This is a genomic window from Marinomonas rhizomae (assembly GCF_024397855.1).
Lineage (GTDB): Bacteria > Pseudomonadota > Gammaproteobacteria > Pseudomonadales > Marinomonadaceae > Marinomonas > Marinomonas rhizomae_A.
The window spans coordinates 2247702-2268623 of sequence record NZ_CP073343.1 but is presented as its reverse complement, the minus strand read 5'-3'; the positions used below and the strand labels follow the sequence as shown (position 1 = coordinate 2268623).

At 43.9% G+C, this 20922-nt stretch carries 14 protein-coding genes and 4 rRNA genes; 10 read left to right on the top strand and 8 right to left on the bottom strand.

Annotated features, from left to right (window positions below):
• Positions 1-63: 63 nt before the first annotated feature.
• From wrbA to KDW99_RS10755, 4 genes are all read right to left on the bottom strand, one after another.
• A complete protein-coding gene (wrbA, locus tag KDW99_RS10770) occupies positions 64-666 on the bottom strand; it encodes an NAD(P)H:quinone oxidoreductase (protein WP_255824742.1) in 603 nt (200 codons plus the stop codon).
• Between the two features lie 28 nt (positions 667-694).
• Positions 695-1039, bottom strand: a complete 345-nt coding sequence (gene arsC, locus KDW99_RS10765) for an arsenate reductase (glutaredoxin) (RefSeq protein WP_255824740.1) — start codon at positions 1037-1039, stop codon at positions 695-697.
• A gap of 72 nt (positions 1040-1111) precedes the next feature.
• Positions 1112-2836 (bottom strand): proline--tRNA ligase, encoded by a 1725-nt coding sequence (locus KDW99_RS10760; protein WP_255824739.1) that lies wholly within the window; start codon positions 2834-2836, stop codon positions 1112-1114.
• A 70-nt stretch (positions 2837-2906) separates the two neighbouring features.
• Positions 2907-3776, bottom strand: a complete 870-nt coding sequence (locus KDW99_RS10755) for an SMP-30/gluconolactonase/LRE family protein (protein WP_255824737.1) — start codon at positions 3774-3776, stop codon at positions 2907-2909.
• 84 nt (positions 3777-3860) lie between these two features.
• Here KDW99_RS10755 and KDW99_RS10750 point away from each other — a divergent pair, with 84 nt between their 5' ends.
• From KDW99_RS10750 to rrf (KDW99_RS10720), 7 genes are all read left to right on the top strand, one after another.
• The gene (locus KDW99_RS10750; RefSeq protein ID WP_255824736.1) at positions 3861-4307 is read left to right on the top strand and encodes an HIT domain-containing protein; all 447 of its coding nucleotides are present in this window, start codon (positions 3861-3863) and stop codon (positions 4305-4307) included.
• 63 nt (positions 4308-4370) lie between these two features.
• Positions 4371-6071, top strand: a complete 1701-nt coding sequence (locus KDW99_RS10745) for a DUF2786 domain-containing protein (protein ID WP_255824734.1) — start codon at positions 4371-4373, stop codon at positions 6069-6071.
• A 165-nt stretch (positions 6072-6236) separates the two neighbouring features.
• The gene (locus KDW99_RS10740) at positions 6237-7754 is read left to right on the top strand and encodes a fumarate hydratase (protein ID WP_255824732.1); all 1518 of its coding nucleotides are present in this window, start codon (positions 6237-6239) and stop codon (positions 7752-7754) included.
• Between the two features lie 351 nt (positions 7755-8105).
• Positions 8106-9645, top strand: a 16S ribosomal RNA gene (locus KDW99_RS10735).
• 408 nt (positions 9646-10053) lie between these two features.
• Positions 10054-12952 (top strand): 23S ribosomal RNA (locus KDW99_RS10730).
• 178 nt (positions 12953-13130) lie between these two features.
• Positions 13131-13245, top strand: a 5S ribosomal RNA gene (gene rrf, locus KDW99_RS10725).
• 164 nt (positions 13246-13409) lie between these two features.
• Positions 13410-13524: ribosomal RNA gene (gene rrf, locus KDW99_RS10720) — 5S ribosomal RNA — on the top strand.
• Together the 16S, 23S and 5S rRNA genes form the textbook arrangement of a ribosomal RNA operon.
• 249 nt (positions 13525-13773) lie before the next feature.
• Here rrf (KDW99_RS10720) and KDW99_RS10715 read toward each other — a convergent pair.
• Genes KDW99_RS10715 through KDW99_RS10700 form a run of 4 tightly spaced genes read right to left on the bottom strand, consistent with a single transcriptional unit; the run spans position 13774 to position 16849 of the window.
• The gene (locus KDW99_RS10715) at positions 13774-14733 is read right to left on the bottom strand and encodes an FAD:protein FMN transferase (RefSeq protein ID WP_255824730.1); all 960 of its coding nucleotides are present in this window, start codon (positions 14731-14733) and stop codon (positions 13774-13776) included.
• A gap of 57 nt (positions 14734-14790) precedes the next feature.
• Complete coding sequence (locus KDW99_RS10710; RefSeq protein ID WP_255824728.1) at positions 14791-16161, bottom strand: DUF3570 domain-containing protein; 1371 nt, start codon at positions 16159-16161, stop codon at positions 14791-14793.
• Positions 16085-16309, bottom strand: coding sequence for a DUF4266 domain-containing protein (locus KDW99_RS10705; RefSeq protein ID WP_255824726.1), 225 nt, complete (start codon positions 16307-16309; stop codon positions 16085-16087). The genes KDW99_RS10710 and KDW99_RS10705 overlap by 77 nt, the downstream gene beginning before the upstream one ends.
• Positions 16310-16312: 3 nt before the next feature.
• Positions 16313-16849 (bottom strand): TlpA disulfide reductase family protein, encoded by a 537-nt coding sequence (locus KDW99_RS10700; protein WP_255824724.1) that lies wholly within the window; start codon positions 16847-16849, stop codon positions 16313-16315.
• A gap of 147 nt (positions 16850-16996) precedes the next feature.
• On the opposite strand from KDW99_RS10700, the gene dsbD reads away from it, so the two are divergent.
• The 3 genes from dsbD to KDW99_RS10685 all read left to right on the top strand — a co-directional run bounded on the left by dsbD (position 16997) and on the right by KDW99_RS10685 (position 20881).
• Positions 16997-18826, top strand: a complete 1830-nt coding sequence (gene dsbD, locus KDW99_RS10695) for a protein-disulfide reductase DsbD (RefSeq protein ID WP_255829274.1) — start codon at positions 16997-16999, stop codon at positions 18824-18826.
• A gap of 14 nt (positions 18827-18840) precedes the next feature.
• Positions 18841-19506: a response regulator gene (locus KDW99_RS10690; protein ID WP_255829273.1), complete on the top strand. Its 666-nt coding sequence runs from the start codon at positions 18841-18843 to the stop codon at positions 19504-19506.
• 61 nt (positions 19507-19567) lie between these two features.
• On the top strand, positions 19568-20881 hold the full coding sequence (locus KDW99_RS10685; RefSeq protein WP_255824722.1) for an ATP-binding protein: 1314 nt from the start codon (positions 19568-19570) through the stop codon (positions 20879-20881).
• Positions 20882-20922: the final 41 nt, after the last annotated feature.

Here is a 20922-nt window from a genome sequence, read left to right as displayed (position 1 = left end):
ATAATGTTTATGTTGCGGCTTTTTGGTTTTGTCTGGTTTGTTTTGAGTGATGCTTGGTAAAGCTTATTTTTTTAGCTTTAGGGCTATTTCGGCAAGGCGTTTACCCTGTGCTTCGCATAGGGCTTTTTCGTCATCTGTTAGTGCGGTCTCATGCGTGTTGTCCGCTAGGTGGCTTGCACCATAAGGTGTTCCGCCAGCCTGTGTGCTGATGAGTTCTTTATTTTTATACGGCAATCCAAGCCAGACCATGCCGTGATGAATTAATGGTGTCATCATGCTATAGATGCACTGTTCTTGGCCACCATGCATGGTGCTAGCGCTGGTGAAACCACAAGCGGGTTTGTCGATCAGTTGACCAGTCAACCAGAGTGTGGATGTTTGATCGATGAAGTGCTTTAGAGGCGCAGCCATGCTACCAAAATAGGATGGTGAGCCTATAGCAAGCCCTGAGCAGTCTGCCAACTCTTCTAGGGTGCAATAAGGGGCGCCATCATCCGGTAGTGCAGGTGCGGCGACTTTTGTTGTGTCGGACACTTCTGGCACTTGGCGAATTTTTGCCTCCATGCCGCTCACTTTGTTGATGCCACGGGCTATATGCTTCGCCATCGTTGAAACTGAGCCGTGGCGACTATAAAACAAAACTAATACGTAAGCTGATTGAGTCATTCAGTGCTTCCTGTTTTGTGGCTCTCATTCATTTGAATAAGGCTAAGACATCTTCCGGCGGGCGACCAATCTTTGCTTTATTGTTGTGTATGACGATAGGGCGCTCAATTAGGCTTGGGTTTGCATGCATGGCTTGCAAGCGCTCTTCATCTGTAGAATCTTTGTTTAAACCAAGTTCTTTGTAGGTGGCTTCTTTTGTGCGCATGAGTTCCAGTGGTGTTACGGATAGCTGTGCAAGCAATGTTTTTATTTCTTCGATGCTAGGATTGTCTTGCAAATATAAGCGAATATCAGGCTGGATGTTGTGCTCTTCTAAAAGCTGTAAGGTTTGGCGAGATTTTGAGCAGCGAGGGTTGTGGTAAATAGTTGTCATGTCTACTTTCCTGGTCGTTGTTCGCATGAAAAAGCCTAACGGAAGTGGTAACTTCCGTTAGGCTTGACGATTTTACTTTTTGCTTAGAATAAACTCGACTGCATCAGCGATAGCGATGTCTTCGTTTTCACCTGCTTTGCGATATTTATATTCTAGTGTGCCCTTTTCTAGGCCTTTATCACCCACAACTAAACGATGCGGAATACCTAGAAGTTCGCAATCTGCAAATTTAACCCCTGGGCGTTCTTTGCGGTCGTCTAGCAATACGTCCAAGCCTTTAGCTTTTAGTTCTGCATATAGGCGATCGCATTCTGTACGTACCGCTTCGGATTTGTCGTAGTTCATCGCAACAATAGCAATATCGAATGGCGCGATGCTTTCCGGCCATAAAATGCCTTTTTCATCGAAGTTTTGTTCGATTGCAGCAGCGACAATACGAGAAACACCAATACCATAACAGCCCATGTGCATGACTTGCGCTTTACCATTTTCATCTAGAACGGTTGCTTTAAGCGCTTCGGCATATTGTTGACCAAGCTGGAAAATGTGGCCCACTTCGATACCACGCTTAATAACGATAGTGCCTTGTCCGTCAGGAGATGGATCGCCTTCAACAACATTGCGGATGTCGGCAACTTCGAATGCCGCGCAGTCGCGCTCCCAATTTAGACCGGTAACGTGGTAGTCATCTTTGTTGGCGCCAGCGCAGAAGTCGGACATAACAGCCGCTGAGCGATCAGCGATAACACGAATGCCTTTTTCGACTAAACCTTGTGGACCAATGGAGCCTGGAGCGCAGCCTGTTTTAGCTACGATATCGGCTTCGTCGGCGAATTCAAATGGCGTAACGATACCAGCTAGTTTTTCTACTTTGATTTCATTGATGTTGTGGTCACCACGTAGGACGAGAGCAACAATGCTTGGCTGCTCATTTTCATCTATGGCTTTCACAAGCATGGTTTTTACCGTGCTTGTCACATCTAGTTTCAAGAACTCCGCTACTTTCGCGATAGTTTTGCAATCAGGCGTAAATACTTCAACGAGTTCTTGGGTTGGTGCATCGGCTTTTTCTTTTAAACAAATAGCTTCTGCAAGCTCAATATTTGCCGCAAAATCTGACGAATCACTGAACGCAATGTCATCTTCACCTGAATCTGCTAAAACGTGGAATTCATGTGAGAAAGCGCCGCCAATACTGCCAGTATCTGCACGAACCGGGCGATAATCAAGGCCGATACGGTCGAATACATTGCAGTATGCTTTATGCATTACGTCATAAGTTTCTTGTAATGACTCTGCGCCAACATGAAATGAGTAAGCGTCTTTCATGCAAAATTCGCGAGAACGCATCACACCAAAGCGAGGGCGTACTTCGTCACGAAACTTGGTTTGAATTTGAAAGAAATTCATCGGTAGCTGTTTGTAACTAGTTAATTCGTTGCGCGCAAGTTCGGTAATAACTTCTTCATGGGTCGGACCAAGGCAATAATCGCGACCGTGGCGATCCTGCATGCGAAGTAATTCTGGTCCATATTTCTGCCAACGTCCGGTTTCTTGCCATAATTCTGCGGGTTGTACGCTCGGCATCATTACTTCAAGAGATCCTGCCTTTTCCATTTCATCACGAACAATGCTCTCGACTTTGCGAAAAACTTTTAATCCTGTTGGTAGCCAAGTGTATAGGCCTTTAGAGATTTGGCGGATCATACCGGCACGAACCATTAGTTGGTGGCTGGTGACAACGGCATCTGTTGGTGCATCACGTAGGGTAGAAAATAAATAGTTGCTTGCGCGCATAATAGTATCGGTACTTTAAAGTTAGGTGATTAAAGTTTAATTGTAAGATTTATAAATTACAAAAAAGCGTTTAGCCTGCAAAACGAGGCTCTATTTGGCCTTTTGTGTTTGTTTCAAGAGCGAAGATTCCGCCTGCTTGGGGGAATTGCTTTAGCTCTTCTTCTGTTTGTGCGCCACGGCAAGTGGTCACAAATAATGTTTTCATTTCCGGCCCGCCAAACGCAACCATAGTTGGGTAAGTTGCAGGAACGGGATATTCTTCTAGAATTTCACCTTGAGGGCTAATTTTGACGACGCGTTGTCCCTGGTAAAGGGCAGACCAGTAATTGCCTTCACAATCAACTGCTGCACCGTCTGGGCGGCCGTTTCCGTGTGGAAATTGAACAAAAACGCGTTTATTGGTTGCTGAGCCTGTCTCTAAGTCATAGTCGAACTGATAAACCACATGGTTGGGTGTATCTGAGTAATACATAATGGTGTTATCTGGAGAAAAGGCCAAACCGTTTGACGTCCAAGCGGCTTGATCTATCAGGTTTTCTTTACCTTGTGAGAACTGGTGTAAAGCACCATTAAAGGCATCTTTCGGTGAATACATAGTACCAGCTAGGAAACGACCTTTGGCGTCACAGCGTCCATCATTAAAACGTGTTGTTTTTTGATCGTAAGTGGCAAGCCAGTAGGGTGTTAAGTCGGCAGTGAAGTGTTCGAATGTATAAACGCCTGTGCGGAAAGCGGCAATGAATCCGCCATTTTCTGCTAGGGAAAAACAGCCGATTTCTTCATCAAATTCACGTTTTTCTAGTTCTTTTGATTTTGTGTCGTAAGCGTATAGTATGAAAGAATCAATATCGACAAAATAGAGCGTCTGAGTGCGCTCGTCCCAACGAGGACATTCGGCTAATTTTGCTTGTGCATTTATGGCACATTGCATATCAGTCATGCGGGCTCCAAGTCTCTGAGAGTTTTAAAAATAGGGTGCTATAGTGCTTTCGAAAGCCATTTTTGTAAATAGGAAGATGTAAAGATGTTTGAGTTAAATCCAGTGTTAGGTCGTGATTCTATTCTTGTTGGGCACTTCTCATTGTGTCAGTTGCGTCTTATGAATGATGCACAATTTCCTTGGTTTATACTTGTACCTCAAAGAAATGATATCGGTGAAATATATCAATTGGTAGAAGAAGACCGTCAGCAATTAATGGTGGAGAGCTGTTTGTTAGCGGAGACCTTGCATGATGCCTTTTCTGCGGACAAGCTAAATGTTGCCGCTTTGGGCAATCAGGTGCCGCAATTGCACGTACATCATATTGTTCGCTACAAGACTGATTCATGCTGGCCTAGCCCGATTTGGGGTAAGTTTGATGCTGTTGCGTATTCAAAGGAAGAGTTGGCTGGAATTTTGCAAAAGGTTCATTCATTGCTTAGTGATGATTTGACATTGCCTAGTGATGATGGGGCTGGACTTTACTATTGAGAAAATGCCCTGATTTTGTATTCTATACTGAGTAAAAATTAGCCAACTTGGAAAGTATGTTTTATGAGCATCAGCAAAAGGAAGAAGGCCATACAGAAAGTTGTTAAATTACTGAATTTAGCAACTTCCTCTAATTCAAGTGAGTCCGTTATGGCGTTGCGTCATGCTGAATCTTTGATTAGGCAATATCAGGTGGCTCAAAGAGAGCTTCCTATTTTGCAGTTGTGTGATCGCTCTATGCTTTACCGTGTTAGTTGGGGAGGAACGGCTCCGCGTTATCAAAAAGAGCCCGCTGTAAAATCATCCTCCGAAGGGTCCGTCTATCAGCGTCGTTTCAGTGAAAAGGATAACGACCCAAGTCGAGCTTATGAGTCAGCTCGCACTATTCTTGATGATATGGATCTTTCTGGTTTTTATAATGTTGATGCGTCTTTTGGTGATCAGACTTTGTCTGAGTCCGAAGGCGCTGTTAGTAAAAATAAGATGGCTGATCATAGTGATCATGTTGCTGATGATATGGAGGCTCAATGTGAAGATGTTGAGCCATTCTTTGGGGTTGATGATGGTTTCGGTGAAGATAGCATGACGGCTGAAAGTGTATTGGATGATATGGATGTTGCAGCGGACTCTCTTGTTGATGGGGGTGAGCATGATCGCTCTGCGAGCTTTGCGTCAAGCGATAATGTTATTAATGCAGCTAAAGCTTTCCGTCCAGACAATCATGAATTCACTGAAACATTAAAAACACAATACGCTACCAGTGATCCTAATGTGCCATTTGTTGAAGATGGTTATTGGTCAAAAATATATGAAAAGCTTGCGGATTTCGATGAAGCTAAAATTCAAACTGATATCGAAGCATTAGATAAACAGCTTTTATTGGCTCAAGAGAATTTGCAGCTTAAAAAACAGAAGCGTTACGAGCATGAGCAAGGTGAGGTGCAGGAGCGCGCCGAGAGGGCTCGAATTGAGCAGAGTTTTGAAGAGGCCATTGAACGAGCGTTTCAAGCGAGAGCGAAATCTTATGAGGCTTGGGAAGATAGCTGTACTAAGATACGAATGGCTCGATTGAGAGATGAGCAAGAGGCGGTTCAAGGTTATGATGTAATTAGTCATGCTCTGGCGAAAAACAAAGAAACGTTTAAACAGCATTTGCAGCGAAAAGAAGACTATCGAGCAGCTAAAATTATGCATGAGCTTCGTAGACATCTGGTTCTTGCGGTGTCTATTGGTGAGGATGCTACAGCTTCGTATGAAAAAGTTATTGATATAATGTCTGAAAATGGTTTGTCTCTTAAGGATTTGGAGTTCTCTGATATTAAGAATAAAAGTTTATTTATTCGTTTGTTGGAGCGTGAATCTGCGTTGATTTCAGATGTGCATGCGAGAGAAGCACACACTGAAGAAATGTTGGATAAGTTTTTAACTTCTAGTTTAGCAAAAAAAGAGTCGCGTACTTCTGAAAACCCAATTCAGCATATTCAGCGTTTGCTTGTCGCGGCGAGTGAGGGTGGTCAATTTGAAACGCAGAAGAATTTAGAGCAAGTGATTTACCTAATGGAGGCGAATGATGTCGGTGTTAGGGATATCGGTTATGGGTTCATTAAAAAATACTCCGTCTTTATTCGCTTGATCAATTGGGAGGCAGAGCGCATTTCCTCCCTACCTGAGCGAGAAAAATTCACCGCTCAAATTTTAGAAGAATATATTCAGCATTCTGTTCAAAAACCAAAGACTGATAGAGAGCAGAAAGCTAACCGCTAAATTTCTTAGCCAGCAAATTTACTAACCGCCCAAGCTTATACCCCTCATTCATTTGATTGATGAGGGGTATATTTCTTTAAAACACACCTTAGTGCTTTCTTTGCAGGGCTGCATCTTTTACCATTTCGTTTTCGATTTAATCGTAATACTCAGCAGGAGAGAAGCATGAGCATTATTAAAGAAGATGATCTGATTGATAGCGTTGCAGACGCATTGCAGTTTATCTCTTATTACCACCCTCTGGATTTCGTAAAAGCGGTACATGAAGCATACGAGCGAGAAGAAAGTAAGGCTGCGAAAGATTCGATGGCGCAAATCCTTATTAATTCGCGCATGTGTGCTGAGGGTAAACGTCCAATTTGTCAGGATACTGGTATCGTTACCGTGTTTGTTAAAATTGGTATGAATGTTCAGTGGGAAAGTACTAGAAGCGTTACTGATATGATTAATGAAGGTGTGCGTCGTGCTTATCTTCACCCTGACAATGTTTTACGTGCTTCTATTCTTGCTGATCCTGCTGGTGCTCGTAAAAACACCAAAGACAATACTCCTGCTGTTATTCATATGGAAGTAGTGCCTGGTGATACTGTTGAGGTTCATGTTGCTGCTAAAGGCGGTGGCTCCGAAAACAAATCTAAATTGGCTATGCTTAATCCGTCGGATGATATTGTTGAATGGGTTAAGAAGACGGTTCCTACAATGGGGGCTGGCTGGTGTCCTCCAGGTATGTTGGGTATAGGTATTGGTGGTACGGCAGAGAAAGCCATGGTGATGGCGAAAGAGTCTCTGATGGAGCCAATCGATATTCATGAATTGAAAGAGCGTGGTCCGCAAACTCGTGTCGAAGAGCTTCGTCTTGCTATCTTTGATGCGGTTAATAATTTAGGTATTGGTGCACAGGGGCTCGGTGGTTTAACGACAGTTCTTGATGTGAAAATTATGGATTATCCAACTCACGCCGCTTCGCTACCTGTTGCTATGATTCCTAATTGTGCTGCTACGCGTCATGCACACTTTGTATTGGATGGTTCTGGTCCTGCAGATTTGGTTCCGCCATCACTGGATGACTGGCCAGAAATAACTTGGGAAGTAGGTGAAAGTGTTCGTCGAGTCGATCTGAATACTATTACGCCTGAACAGGTTAAGGAATGGCAACCTGGTGAAACAGTATTGTTGAACGGCAAGATGTTAACGGGTCGTGATGCAGCTCATAAGAAAATGGTTGAGATGATAGCTAACGGCGAGGAGCTCCCTGTTGATCTTAAAGGGCGCTTTATTTATTACGTTGGACCTGTTGATCCAGTAAGAGATGAGGCGGTTGGGCCAGCTGGGCCAACTACGGCCACTAGAATGGATAAATTTACTCGCACGATTCTAGATAAGACAGGTCTGCTTGGAATGATAGGTAAATCTGAGCGCGGTCCAGTTGCTATTGAAGCAATCAAGGAATTTGGCGCTGTCTATTTAATGGCAGTGGGTGGTGCGGCTTATTTGGTATCTAAAGCAATCAAAAAAGCAGATGTTGTTGCCTTTCCTGAATTAGGCATGGAAGCAATCTATGAATTTGATGTTGTCGATATGCCTGTAACTGTCGCGGTTGACACCTTGGGGACATCTGTTCATTTAACAGGGCCTGCTGAGTGGAAAGCTAAAATTGAAGCGCAAACGCTTGAAATTAAATAGCTAAGCGCTGGTTGTATGAAAAAAGCCACTGTATTTTTTTGGATGCAGTGGCTTTTTTATTTAAAAATAGTTGCATAGGTGAAAATAGTCTGTATTATACACGACCTCAGCCACACAGCATGTGTGGCGACGCTCTTTAAAATAGATAATCAGATAATTTGTGTGGGCGCTCGCTAGAGGCTTCAGAAGATTGTCCGGATTGGTTTTTAACTGATTCGAGATGATCAAAAAAATTGAAGTCTTGCGAAACGTCTAACACGTCAATTCGCTTTATGTTGGCTTATTGTTCTTAGGGATGATGAGTCGATTAAGTTATTGTTAGTGTAATAGATTTTGAGTAAGCAAACTTTTTAACTGAAGAGTTTGATCATGGCTCAGATTGAACGCTGGCGGCAGGCTTAACACATGCAAGTCGAGCGGTAACAGGGGAGCTTGCTCCTGCTGACGAGCGGCGGACGGGTGAGTAACGCGTAGGAATCTGCCTAGTAGAGGGGGACAACATGTGGAAACGCATGCTAATACCGCATACGCCCTAAGGGGGAAAGGAGGGGACTCTTCGGAGCCTTCCGCTATTAGATGAGCCTGCGTAAGATTAGCTAGTTGGTAGGGTAAAGGCCTACCAAGGCGACGATCTTTAACTGGTCTGAGAGGATGGCCAGTCACACTGGGACTGAGACACGGCCCAGACTCCTACGGGAGGCAGCAGTGGGGAATATTGGACAATGGGCGGAAGCCTGATCCAGCCATGCCGCGTGTGTGAAGAAGGCCTTAGGGTTGTAAAGCACTTTCAGGGGTGAGGAAGGGTAACTGGCTAATATCCAGTTACTTTGACGTTAGCCCCAGAAGAAGCACCGGCTAACTCTGTGCCAGCAGCCGCGGTAATACAGAGGGTGCAAGCGTTAATCGGAATTACTGGGCGTAAAGCGCGCGTAGGTGGTTTGTTAAGTCGGATGTGAAATCCCAGGGCTCAACCTTGGAATGGCACCCGATACTGGCAGGCTAGAGTATGGTAGAGGGGTGTGGAATTTCCTGTGTAGCGGTGAAATGCGTAGATATAGGAAGGAACATCAGTGGCGAAGGCGACACCCTGGACTAATACTGACACTGAGGTGCGAAAGCGTGGGGAGCAAACAGGATTAGATACCCTGGTAGTCCACGCCGTAAACGATGTCTACTAGCCGTTGGGTTGTAATGACTTAGTGGCGCAGCTAACGCAATAAGTAGACCGCCTGGGGAGTACGGCCGCAAGGTTAAAACTCAAATGAATTGACGGGGGCCCGCACAAGCGGTGGAGCATGTGGTTTAATTCGACGCAACGCGAAGAACCTTACCTACTCTTGACATCCAGAGAATTCGCTAGAGATAGCTTAGTGCCTTCGGGAACTCTGAGACAGGTGCTGCATGGCTGTCGTCAGCTCGTGTTGTGAAATGTTGGGTTAAGTCCCGTAACGAGCGCAACCCTTATCCTTATTTGCCAGCACTTCGGGTGGGAACTTTAAGGAGACTGCCGGTGACAAACCGGAGGAAGGTGGGGACGACGTCAAGTCATCATGGCCCTTACGAGTAGGGCTACACACGTGCTACAATGGCGTATACAGAGGGCTGCGAACTAGCGATAGTAAGCGAATCCCAGAAAGTACGTCGTAGTCCGGATTGGAGTCTGCAACTCGACTCCATGAAGTCGGAATCGCTAGTAATCGTGAATCAGAATGTCACGGTGAATACGTTCCCGGGCCTTGTACACACCGCCCGTCACACCATGGGAGTTGATTGCTCCAGAAGTAGCTAGCTTAACCCTTCGGGGATGGCGGTTACCACGGAGTGGTCAATGACTGGGGTGAAGTCGTAACAAGGTAGCCCTAGGGGAACCTGGGGCTGGATCACCTCCTTAAACGATAGAAACCTCTGGTGAGCGTTCACACAAATTATCTGATACATCTCTTTTTAAAGAGAGCTTGAAAAAGCCGCTTCTTAGCGGTTTTTTTGTTTTTAACTTTCTATTTTTGGCCTTTGGGTTAGTGATAAAAAGTTCTAAATAAATATAATAATTGTGTTGACCTTATTGTAGTTATCTCTATAATACGCCTCCACGATTTGAGGGAAGCTTAGTGAATAAGTTTTTCCTCGGTATTAAACTTTATGTTTAGACCAGCTCTTTAACAATTCGAATTTTGAAATAACGATGAATCAAGCGTTAAACCGGTGGAAGTTCACTTTAACCTAGTGACTTCTATTATCGTAAATCCAGAGAGACACAAAAGCTCTTTGGTATGTGATCCGAAACTATTTTGGGTTATATGGTCAAGTGACCAAGCGTGCACGGTGGATGCCTTGGCAGTCAGAGGCGATGAAGGACGTGGTAATCTGCGAAAAGGTTCGGGGAGTCGATAAACAGACTTTGATCCGAACATGTCCGAATGGGGAAACCCACTCTACTTGTAGAGTATCCCACAGTGAATACATAGCTGTGTGGAGGCGAACCCGGGGAACTGAAACATCTAAGTACCCGGAGGAAAAGAAATCAACCGAGATTCCCTAAGTAGCGGCGAGCGAAAGGGGATTAGCCCTTAAGTGGTTTTGGTGTTAGTAGAAGGCTCTGGAAAGTGCCGCGATAGAGGGTGATAGCCCCGTATACGAAAACACCTTAATCATGAAAACGAGTAGGACGGGACACGTGTTATCCTGTCTGAATATGGGGGGACCATCCTCCAAGGCTAAATACTCCTGACTGACCGATAGTGAACCAGTACCGTGAGGGAAAGGCGAAAAGAACCCCTGTGAGGGGAGTGAAATAGATCCTGAAACCGTGTACGTACAAGCAGTGGGAGCGGACTTGTTCCGTGACTGCGTACCTTTTGTATAATGGGTCAACGACTTATTTTCAGTAGCAAGGTTAAGCACATAGTGGAGCCGTAGGGAAACCGAGTCTTAATAGGGCGTTTAGTTGCTGGGAATAGACCCGAAACCGGGCGATCTATCCATGAGCAGGTTGAAGGTTGAGTAACATCAACTGGAGGACCGAACCCACATCCGTTGAAAAGGCTGGGGATGACTTGTGGATAGGAGTGAAAGGCTAATCAAGCTCGGAGATAGCTGGTTCTCCTCGAAAGCTATTTAGGTAGCGCCTCGTATCTCACCATTGGGGGTAGAGCACTGTTTGGGCTAGGGGGTCATCCCGACTTACCAACCCCATGCAAACTCCGAATACCAATGAGTGCAATTACGGGAGACACACGGCGGGTGCTAACGTCCGTCGTGGAAAGGGAAACAACCCAGACCGTCAGCTAAGGTCCCAAAGTTACAGTTAAGTGGGAAACGATGTGGGAAGGCTTAGACAGCTAGGAGGTTGGCTTAGAAGCAGCCATCCTTTAAAGAAAGCGTAATAGCTCACTAGTCGAGTCGGCCTGCGCGGAAGATATAACGGGGCTCAAACTGTACACCGAAGCTACGGATGCTTAATTTATTAGGCATGGTAGAGGAGCGTTCTGTAAGCCGTTGAAGGTCAAGCTGTAAGGCAGGCTGGAGGTATCAGAAGTGCGAATGTTGACATGAGTAACGATAAGGGGAGTGAAAAACTCCCCCGCCGGAAGACCAAGGTTTCCTGTCCCATGTTAATCAGGGCAGGGTGAGTCGGCCCCTAAGGCGAGGCAGAAATGCGTAGTCGATGGAAAACAGGTTAATATTCCTGTACCGATGTATATTGCGATGGAGAGACGGAGAAGGCTAGGCCAGCACAGCGATGGTTGTCTGTGTTTAAGGCGGTAGGCAAGTGACTTAGGCAAATCCGGGTCACTCTTTTAGAGAGAATGCCGAGAACTGATGACGAGCCCTCTTTTGGGCGAAGTGGTTGATGCCATGCTTCCAGGAAAAACTTCTAAGCTTCAGATATACATTGACCGTACCCCAAACCGACACAGGTGGTCAGGTAGAGAATACCAAGGCGCTTGAGAGAACTCGGGTGAAGGAACTAGGCAAAATGGTACCGTAACTTCGGGAGAAGGTACGCCGGCCGGTGTGAAGGACTTGCTCCGTAAGCACTAGTCGGTCGAAGATACCAGGTGGCTGCGACTGTTTATTAAAAACACAGCACTCTGCAAACACGAAAGTGGACGTATAGGGTGTGACGCCTGCCCGGTGCTTGAAGGTTAATTGATGGGGTTAGCGCAAGCGAAGCTCTTGATCGAAGCCCAAGTAAACGGCGGCCGTAACTATAACGGTCCTAAGGTAGCGAAATTCCTTGTCGGGTAAGTTCCGACCTGCACGAATGGCGTAACGATGGCCACACTGTCTCCACCCGAGACTCAGTGAAATTGAAATCGCAGTGAAGATGCTGTGTATCCGCGGCTAGACGGAAAGACCCCGTGAACCTTTACTATAGCTTCACAGTGAACTTTGAACCTACTTGTGTAGGATAGGTGGGAGGCTTTGAAGTGCAGACGCCAGTTTGCATGGAGCCACTCTTGAAATACCACCCTGGTATGTTTGAGGTTCTAACTCAGGTCCCTTATCGGGATCGAGGACACTGTGTGGTGGGTAGTTTGACTGGGGCGGTCTCCTCCCAAAGAGTAACGGAGGAGCACGAAGGTGTGCTCAGCATGGTCGGAAATCATGCATAGAGTGTAAAGGCAAAAGCACGCTTAACTGCGAGACAGACACGTCGAGCAGGTACGAAAGTAGGTCTTAGTGATCCGGTGGTTCTGTATGGAAGGGCCATCGCTCAACGGATAAAAGGTACTCCGGGGATAACAGGCTGATACCGCCCAAGAGTTCACATCGACGGCGGTGTTTGGCACCTCGATGTCGGCTCATCACATCCTGGGGCTGAAGCCGGTCCCAAGGGTATGGCTGTTCGCCATTTAAAGTGGTACGCGAGCTGGGTTTAGAACGTCGTGAGACAGTTCGGTCCCTATCTGCCGTGGACGTTTGAGATTTGAGAGGAGCTGCTCCTAGTACGAGAGGACCGGAGTGGACGAACCTCTGGTGTTCCGGTTGTCACGCCAGTGGCATTGCCGGGTAGCTATGTTCGGACGGGATAACCGCTGAAAGCATCTAAGCGGGAAGCCTCCCTTAAGATAAGATCTCACTGGGACATAAGTCCCCTAAAGAGCCGTTCGAGACTAGGACGTTGATAGGTTGGGTGTGTAAGTGCTGTGAGGCATTGAGCTAACCAATACTAATTGCTCGTGAGGCTTGACCATATAACACCAAAGTGGTTTTAACGAAAACGTTAAAAAGACACATATACGATATTGAATAAGCTGGTTTATCGCTTGATACACGTTATTTCAAAACAGAATTGTTAAAGATCCAAGCACGTATTCGCGTGTTTTGGTGAGACTGACACAGTCCAGCCAGAACAAAACGCAAAACGAATTGCTTGACGATCATAGAGGCGTTGAACCACCTGATCCCATCCCGAACTCAGAAGTGAAAAGCGCCATCGCCGATGGTAGTGTGGGAGATCCCATGTGAGAGTAGGTCGTAGTCAAGCTTTAAATATTAAAAAATAGATTTTCACATTAGTGTGTCTATTTTTGGTAGATAAGCATGTGACATTAGTTTGTCCTTGAGCTTATACCTTGAAGTCCTAAAGTCATTTTAGGCGATTGAAAATTTGGTTTTATTAGACGATATCTGATAAGACAAGCCAGTTTTCTTGATGATCATAGAGGCGTTGAACCACCTGATCCCATCCCGAACTCAGAAGTGAAAAGCGCCATCGCCGATGGTAGTGTGGGAGATCCCATGTGAGAGTAGGTCGTTATCAAGATTTAATTAAGAATGCCCTGATTACGCAAGTAGTCAGGGTTTTTTTTTCTCAAAAATAGCTCATCAAAATTACGTTGGTTTAACCATTATAATTAATAAAGTGGTCTTAACATGCGAGCATCAGTTTGCTTTTAGCCAATGGCACTTCCGCAAGAGGATAAGCATCCCGCAAGGGGATAAGTATGTGGGGCTATTTTTTTATTCTGCTTAATCATAAACTGTAAGTTTAAAGTGAAACTTACAGTTTATCTCAATTAGATATCCAATAGTCCATATCCAGTGATGCTAGAAAGCTTTCTGCTTCTGGACCTTTTAGTAACGCGAGAGTTGATACTATTCCTGCATTGACGCATGTAGGCGCCCCTACGGTCACACTTCTTGGTGCGTCGGTCATGGCCCATCCAGTCGTTGGATTTAAAACATGAGAATAACGGATACCATCTTTCATTAAAAAGCGGCGACTGTCTCCCGATGTGGCAAGGGCACCAGAGGAGAGTGCAACAATGAGTGTTGCTTTTGTGGGATCGTTAATCGACTCAATCCCGACTTTCCAGCTTTCACCGTTTAACCTTTTGCCACTACAAGCAAGGTCACCACCACAGTTTATAAGAATGGCAGCGGTAGTTTTTGAAAAGATTTGACGACAGATAGACAGCATTTTATCGACGGCATACTCTTTGCCTATACCGCCAAAATCCAACTCCATACCTGATGGCAAAGTTAATTCTGTTGGGTTATTTGGGTTCCAGCCTAACTTTTCCCAACCAACTATAGTCAATAGTTCATTTACTGCACTATTTTCAGGTAAATTGTCACTGCCATCAAACTTCCATACTTTTCTCAGTATTCCAGATGTTATGTCAAACAACCCCTGTGACGCGTTGTAAGCGTGATTAGCGAAAATCATTAATTGGGCAGTTTCTGTATCTAGTTTTTGAATAGCATCAACGTTCGAATGGATTTTGGTGAATGTATTATCTGTTTGATAGCGGCTAAATTTATATTCGATTCGCCATGCTTCAATAATGGCGCTTTTAGCTGCTGTTTTAACGAGATCGAGCTGTTTAGATTCAATCAATATTGAACAGTTGCTTGCCATACATTCAAATTGAATTTTATATGCGTGTTCGCTTTCTTGCCATAAGCTAGGGTTTGGATGGCTAGATGGGTTAAACGATGAATCTATAAGTAACTTTTCAATTAACTTCATAGTGCCCCGGTAGCGATGAAACCCCCTCTATAAATGATATATAGAGGGGATTATGGTTTAAAACTTATATCCTAGGATTAACATAGCTGCATCCAAGCCTGGGTAAAGTTCTTGTGATGTAAGCTTTCCATAGCCTTTATCACCAGAGCTTTCTTGATGGTAAAGGGAGAATCGAGTATAAAGCTCAGTTTCATCCGCAAATTTATAACCGTATTTTAAGCCTAGAGTATAGGTATCTAAATCTCCTAAACGATAATCAGCACTGGCGAAATCAGCGTTTGTATAATCACTAGAATTTAAATATCTATGATAAAAGTCTGCTTTGCTTTGAGTGTACCAGCGTAGTTGTGGTTCTAAGTACTGGTTATCAAATCGAAAGCGATACTTAGCGTCAATCGTGTGGGAATTAACTCCCCAATCATCAAACATATATCGATAACTTACATCGAGTATATCGTCGTTATCAAATTGATATTTTGTTTGCCAGTATATGCTTTGCTTGAGGCGTGAATCAGGCCGCTTTTCATATAGATATAAATCTCGGCCACTGCTTTGAAAATTACCGCCATAATTTGTACCTGCATTATCATCTATCACAGAAATAATTTTATAAGGATCCGTTAAGTAACCAGAGCTGGTGCTTAACGCATAATTAAATTGCATGATGGTTTTTCGGTTGATAATTTGAGTGACGCCGAATACGGCATCAATTAAATTTTTATTTTCCGCGTCGCTTCGCTGAGTAAATTCACTGCCTAAATTATTGAGCGGTACTTGAATCAAGCCTGTGGGAATACCGCCTTCTGGGTTTACCGTATCATTAGATAAGTTTAAGCCCAATGTAAGTGTTGTATTCTTTTGGTTTAAATAACGAGTCAGGCTGCCATTTACGCCAAGAGACTGATAATCGTGCTCTTTGGAAAGGTAGCCACCAACGCCGTAAGCCCAATCGCGATCTATTGGCGCAGTCCAATTGCTGGAAAGTGCAATACGAGTATCTTTAAACGTATCGTCTAGAGGTTGCTCACCTGTAGTCGCATTGTAAGAACTTTTACCTGAAGGGCTGGTGAAGATTTGAACATGATCACTTGCTGTCGCACCATTTGGAGAGGCACCGGTTAAGGTGTCGGCTGCGATTTTAAAGGTAAGTTTTGTTTCTTCATCATAGTTTTTGGTTGCACTAATAACAGGTTCAGCAGCAGAGACTCGTCCGTCACTTTCTGAATAGAGCAGGAAAGCAGAATCTACATCCCAACTATCAGCCGCATTGACAATAGGAGATATACCGCCAATAAGGGCACAGCTGGCAGCCGCTAATAGCTGAGCCAGTTCACGATTATTATGGGTTTTCTTAGTTACAGCCACAGCCACCACCTCCAAATCCTTGCCCACCACTACTGGCTTCTTTACTGAAATAAATGTGATCATTCAAACTGCTTTCGATAGGATCACTAATTAGGTTCATCTCCTGTTGGGCAAGAATATCCCGTTCCCAAGGCTTAACGCCCATGTCACTGCATCCGGATACAATAATGGGTAAGCTGAGCAAGCCGACTATATGGATTATTTTTCGCATAGGTTATTCCCCTTTTTCTGCTAGTAATTCAGCAATAGCGGCTTCATATTCATTTATATTGTTCTGATGAAAGCCAACGTGAGTAGCTCTAATTTTTCCTTGTCGATCCAACAAAAAGCTTGTTGGCATACCGATAACCCCAAAGTCTTCTGGTAATTGAGCTTGTGTATCAAACAATACGGTAAAGCCTGGTTTAAATTCTTTTAAGAAATCTAACGCTTGTTGTTTCTCTTGATCTAAATTGATGGCGATAACTTTAAGTCCTTGGCCTTTGTATTTAGCCTGTATATTTGTCATCCAAGGGAATGATTCTCGGCATGGCCCACACCATGAAGCCCAGAAATCTACGAGTATCACTTTGCCCTTTTCCATTTGTAACGAAACTTTTTGGTTTGTTTGATACTTAGGCAGCATCACAGCTTGGTGAGGTGCAGCTTTTGCTGTGGAAGATGGTGTCAAATCGGATGCCCACAACGATGAAGATAACAAAAGGTAACCAGTTAAAGCGGCTAGCAAAATGCATTTAGGATGTTTGGTCATAGCGTGCTTCCAAGTAGTAGATTTACTGGAAATACTACTGTGCCATTCTTAAGGAAAAATTAAGGGGCAAAAAGATATGACGTAAGATTTGCTTAAGGTTGCTTATCTATAGTGTGTAAATCTACGCATATTAAGGAATATTGAGTGATGACTTCTTTCATGTATTATCGGCAAATTAGATGGGTAGTAGCTGCTTTAATTGCTTTGCTTTTGGCAATTCCAGCCTTTGCGGATAGCGATTTTTTGAAGCCGTCTGAGGCCTTTAAATTGCAGGTTGATGATATTAAAAAAGAGATCCATTGGGGAATTGCTGATGGGTATTATTTATATGAATCACGAGTAAAAGTGTCGTTGGCAGAGGATAAGGCTGTATCGATTCCTTTTCATTTCTTAACGAGATCTGAAGAAAAAGACGATCCAAATTTTGGTTTGGTTAATGTTTTTCATAATGAAATGGCGATTGCCATTGATGGCGATGAAAAAAAGCCTAGTGACCTGAAGGTGACGTATCAAGGTTGCGCTGCGGCAGGTTTGTGTTATCCACCACAAACTAAGATTGTGGCCTTTAGCGGCAGCAGTGATAAAGCCGTAGAGATCGAGCAATTATCGGTTTCTGTGCCTTCTAAATCCATCAATAATACAGTGCAAGCTCCCCCTAAAGCATCCACTGAAGGTGAAGCAGGGCAGTTAGTTAAGTTGTTATTAAATGGTGATCGCTTTTGGGTCTTGATCACCTTTTTTGTTTTAGGTTTGGGTCTTACTTTTACACCTTGCGTGTTGCCGATGATTCCAATATTGGCTGGTATTATTGCAGGGCAAGCTGGAAATATCACCGCTAGAAAAGGCTTTTTCTTATCCCTTTCGTATGTCTTGGGGATGTCCTTTTCTTACAGTATAGCGGGAGTTTTAGTCGGTATTTTTGGTGCACAGCTTAATCTTCAAGCTTTGTTTCAGGCTCCAGGTGTATTAATTAGTTTTAGTGTTTTGTTTGTTCTTTTGTCTTTGTCTATGTTTGGCTTCTATGAACTGCAGTTACCGATGTTTCTGCGTGACAGGTTGGATAGATTAAGTCAAAAAAGCGTCGGTGGTCCATATCTTGGTGTTGGTATTATGGGGGCCATTTCAGCATTAATTGTATCGCCTTGTGTCTCTGCTCCCTTGGCAGGCGCGCTAATTTATATCAGTACAACAGGAGATGCTGTTCTAGGTGGCAGTGTGTTGTTTGTAATGAGTTTAGGGATGGGCGTGCCTTTACTGTTAGTTGGCTTGGGAGGTGGGAAATATCTTCCGAAAGCCGGTATGTGGATGATGCAGGTAAAGGCGGCATTTGGCGTGATTTTGTTGGGAGTGGCCATCGCTTTAGTATCCCGTATCGTATCTGACACTATCAGTGTGTATTTATGGGCGCTGCTTTGCATTGTGTATGCTATTCATCTCTCTCCCTTTGAGTCTGGTAATAATGGTTGGGGTAAGACGCGACAAGGCTTAGCGTTAGTTTTGCTAATCTACGGTGCTGCGATATTAACCTCTGGTTTAGCGGGTAAACCTAGTTTAGACAAGCCGTTAGGGTACTTTTCCTCAGCTTCAAATGGTGTGAGTGCGGCTGAAATGAAGCCTTTATTTGATCGCATGCAAAATGTTGTTCTTGTTGAAAATGCGATGCAACAGGCTAAAGCTAATGGGAAGTTGGTTGTCTTAGATATGTATGCCGACTGGTGTACCGCTTGTTTAGAAATGGAAAAAGATGTCTTTAGTAGCAGTGATCTAAAAGTTTATTTGAATAACATTGCTTTTTTGCAGCTTGATCTCACTGAAAACACGCCTGCTCAGCAAGCATTTTTATCAAAATATGGCGTATTTGGACCACCAACTCTGTTATTCTTTTCTGCAGATGGTGATTTGATCAACGCCCGCCAAGGTGAAATGAATTTAGCTCAATTTGATAGAGTGCTGCAATCAACCTTGGCAAACTTATGAAAGAAGGAAGAGGTTTGCGCATACTCATTGTAGAGGACGATCTTTCATTAGCGGATGGCCTTGCCACTGCTTTAAAGCGTGAAGGATACACGGTTGATCTACTTCATGATGGCATTCATGCATTGGAAGCATTGGCCAATGAAGTGTTCGATTTAGTTGTGCTGGATTTGGGCTTGCCAAGATTGGACGGTTTGGCTGTATTGAAGCAGCTGCGCTCAAATGATAATGGCATTCCTGTTTTGATTCTGACTGCTCGGGATGCCTTGGAAGACAGGGTGTCTGGTCTGGATTTAGGGGCGGATGACTATTTGGTGAAGCCTTTTGATGTGACAGAGCTTAAAGCCCGTGCTCGGGCATTACTGCGTCGAAGCTATGGTCGAGCAATCAGTGAAATTCATTACAAAGGTCTTACGTTGTTTCCTGCAAGTCATAAAGTAACTTATCAAAATAAAGACATCAGTTTAACTCGCCGAGAGTATTCTTTGCTGCACGAACTTGTTAGTCAGCCTGGTCATGTTTTTACTCGAGATGTACTTCAACAATTAATGTACGGCTGGGGGGATGATGTGGAAAGTAATGCGCTAGAGGTACATATCCATCATTTACGTAAAAAACTCTTCCCAGAACTAGTTCGCACCATACGAGGCATTGGCTATGTGGTCGATCAAGAATTGGGCTAACGAAAAACTATTAAGTTCAATTCGTCGTAGAACCCTTTTTTTTGTAATGTGTATTTTTACCATGACAAGTATTCTTATCATGGTGATTGGTTTGCTATTTGCCAATCATGAAGTCGAAGAGTTATTTGATGCCAGACTGGCCCAACAAGCCCGTTTATTATTGACGTTGTCTGACAATATTGAAAAGCTTGGTTCGAGTAAAAATACGATATCACCGTTATTAATTGATGAAGCAAATACTGATGAATCAGTTGGCCATAAATACGAAAGTAAAATTTTCTATCAGATTTGGAGTGGTGATAAATTAAAAATAGCCTCTGATTCAATGATGCTGTCTTTTCAAAAAGAAGATGCATCAGGTTATGGGGACGCAATGGCCGATCAGTATCAATGGCGTACTTTTACCTTGAACCAACTGTCTGGAAATACCAAGGTTATTGTTGCAGAACGTGCTGATGTAAGAGGAGAGATTTCAGATCAAATTGTTTTCCAAACGCTTTTTCCTGAAATATTAGCTTGGCCCATTTTGGCTGTTCTTGTTTGGGCAGCTGTAGGGTTTGGGCTTGAGCCACTTCAACAACTTGCTCAGCGAATTCAAAAGATAGCCCCAACCAAGTTAGAACCCATCGAGATGTCTTATGTACCAGAAGAGTTGGCACCTGTTAAAACCGCATTGAATGGCTTGCTTTTAGAAATTGATGTATTGATGGAAAGAGAAAAGCGTTGGATAGCCGATGCGGCTCATGAACTAAGGACGCCATTAAGCATTCTACGAGTTCATGCTGAAAATGCGGCGTCGGCTGAAAATGATCAAGAGCGTAATCAATCGTTAACTCAGCTCACATCTGGCGTTGATAGATCCACTCGAATTGTTTCTCAGTTACTTGCACTTGCGCGTTTAGAGCATCAGAAAAAAGTCACAAGTGAAGAGGTCGATGTAATTGCGATTAGCCGATCCATGATTGCGGATATCCTTCCATTAGCTTGGAAGAATAATGTAGAGATTAGCTTAGATGTCGATGATAACTTACCTTGGTATTGTTATGTAGAGCCTAATCACATTGAGATATTACTGCAAAATTTGATGAGTAATGCGATTAAGTTTTCGCCTAAAGGCTCAACTATTCAAGTAATTTGGACGCAGACGGCGAATTTAGTTGAATTAAAAGTCCTAGATGCAGGCAAGGGTGTTAGTCAAGAAGAAAAACAGAGACTCAGTGAGCGATTTTTTCGGTCTGGTGAAGTTGAAGGTGCTGGTCTTGGGCTGTCTATCGTTAAAAATATTGTCGATAAGTATCAGGGTTCACTTTCGTTTGAAGACGCCATTCATCAAGGCTTTCTAGTGCGCGTTATAATGCCAATTAGAAAGATATAAGAAGTAAAAATTATTTTTTTAAGCTTATTTTTAGATTCAAT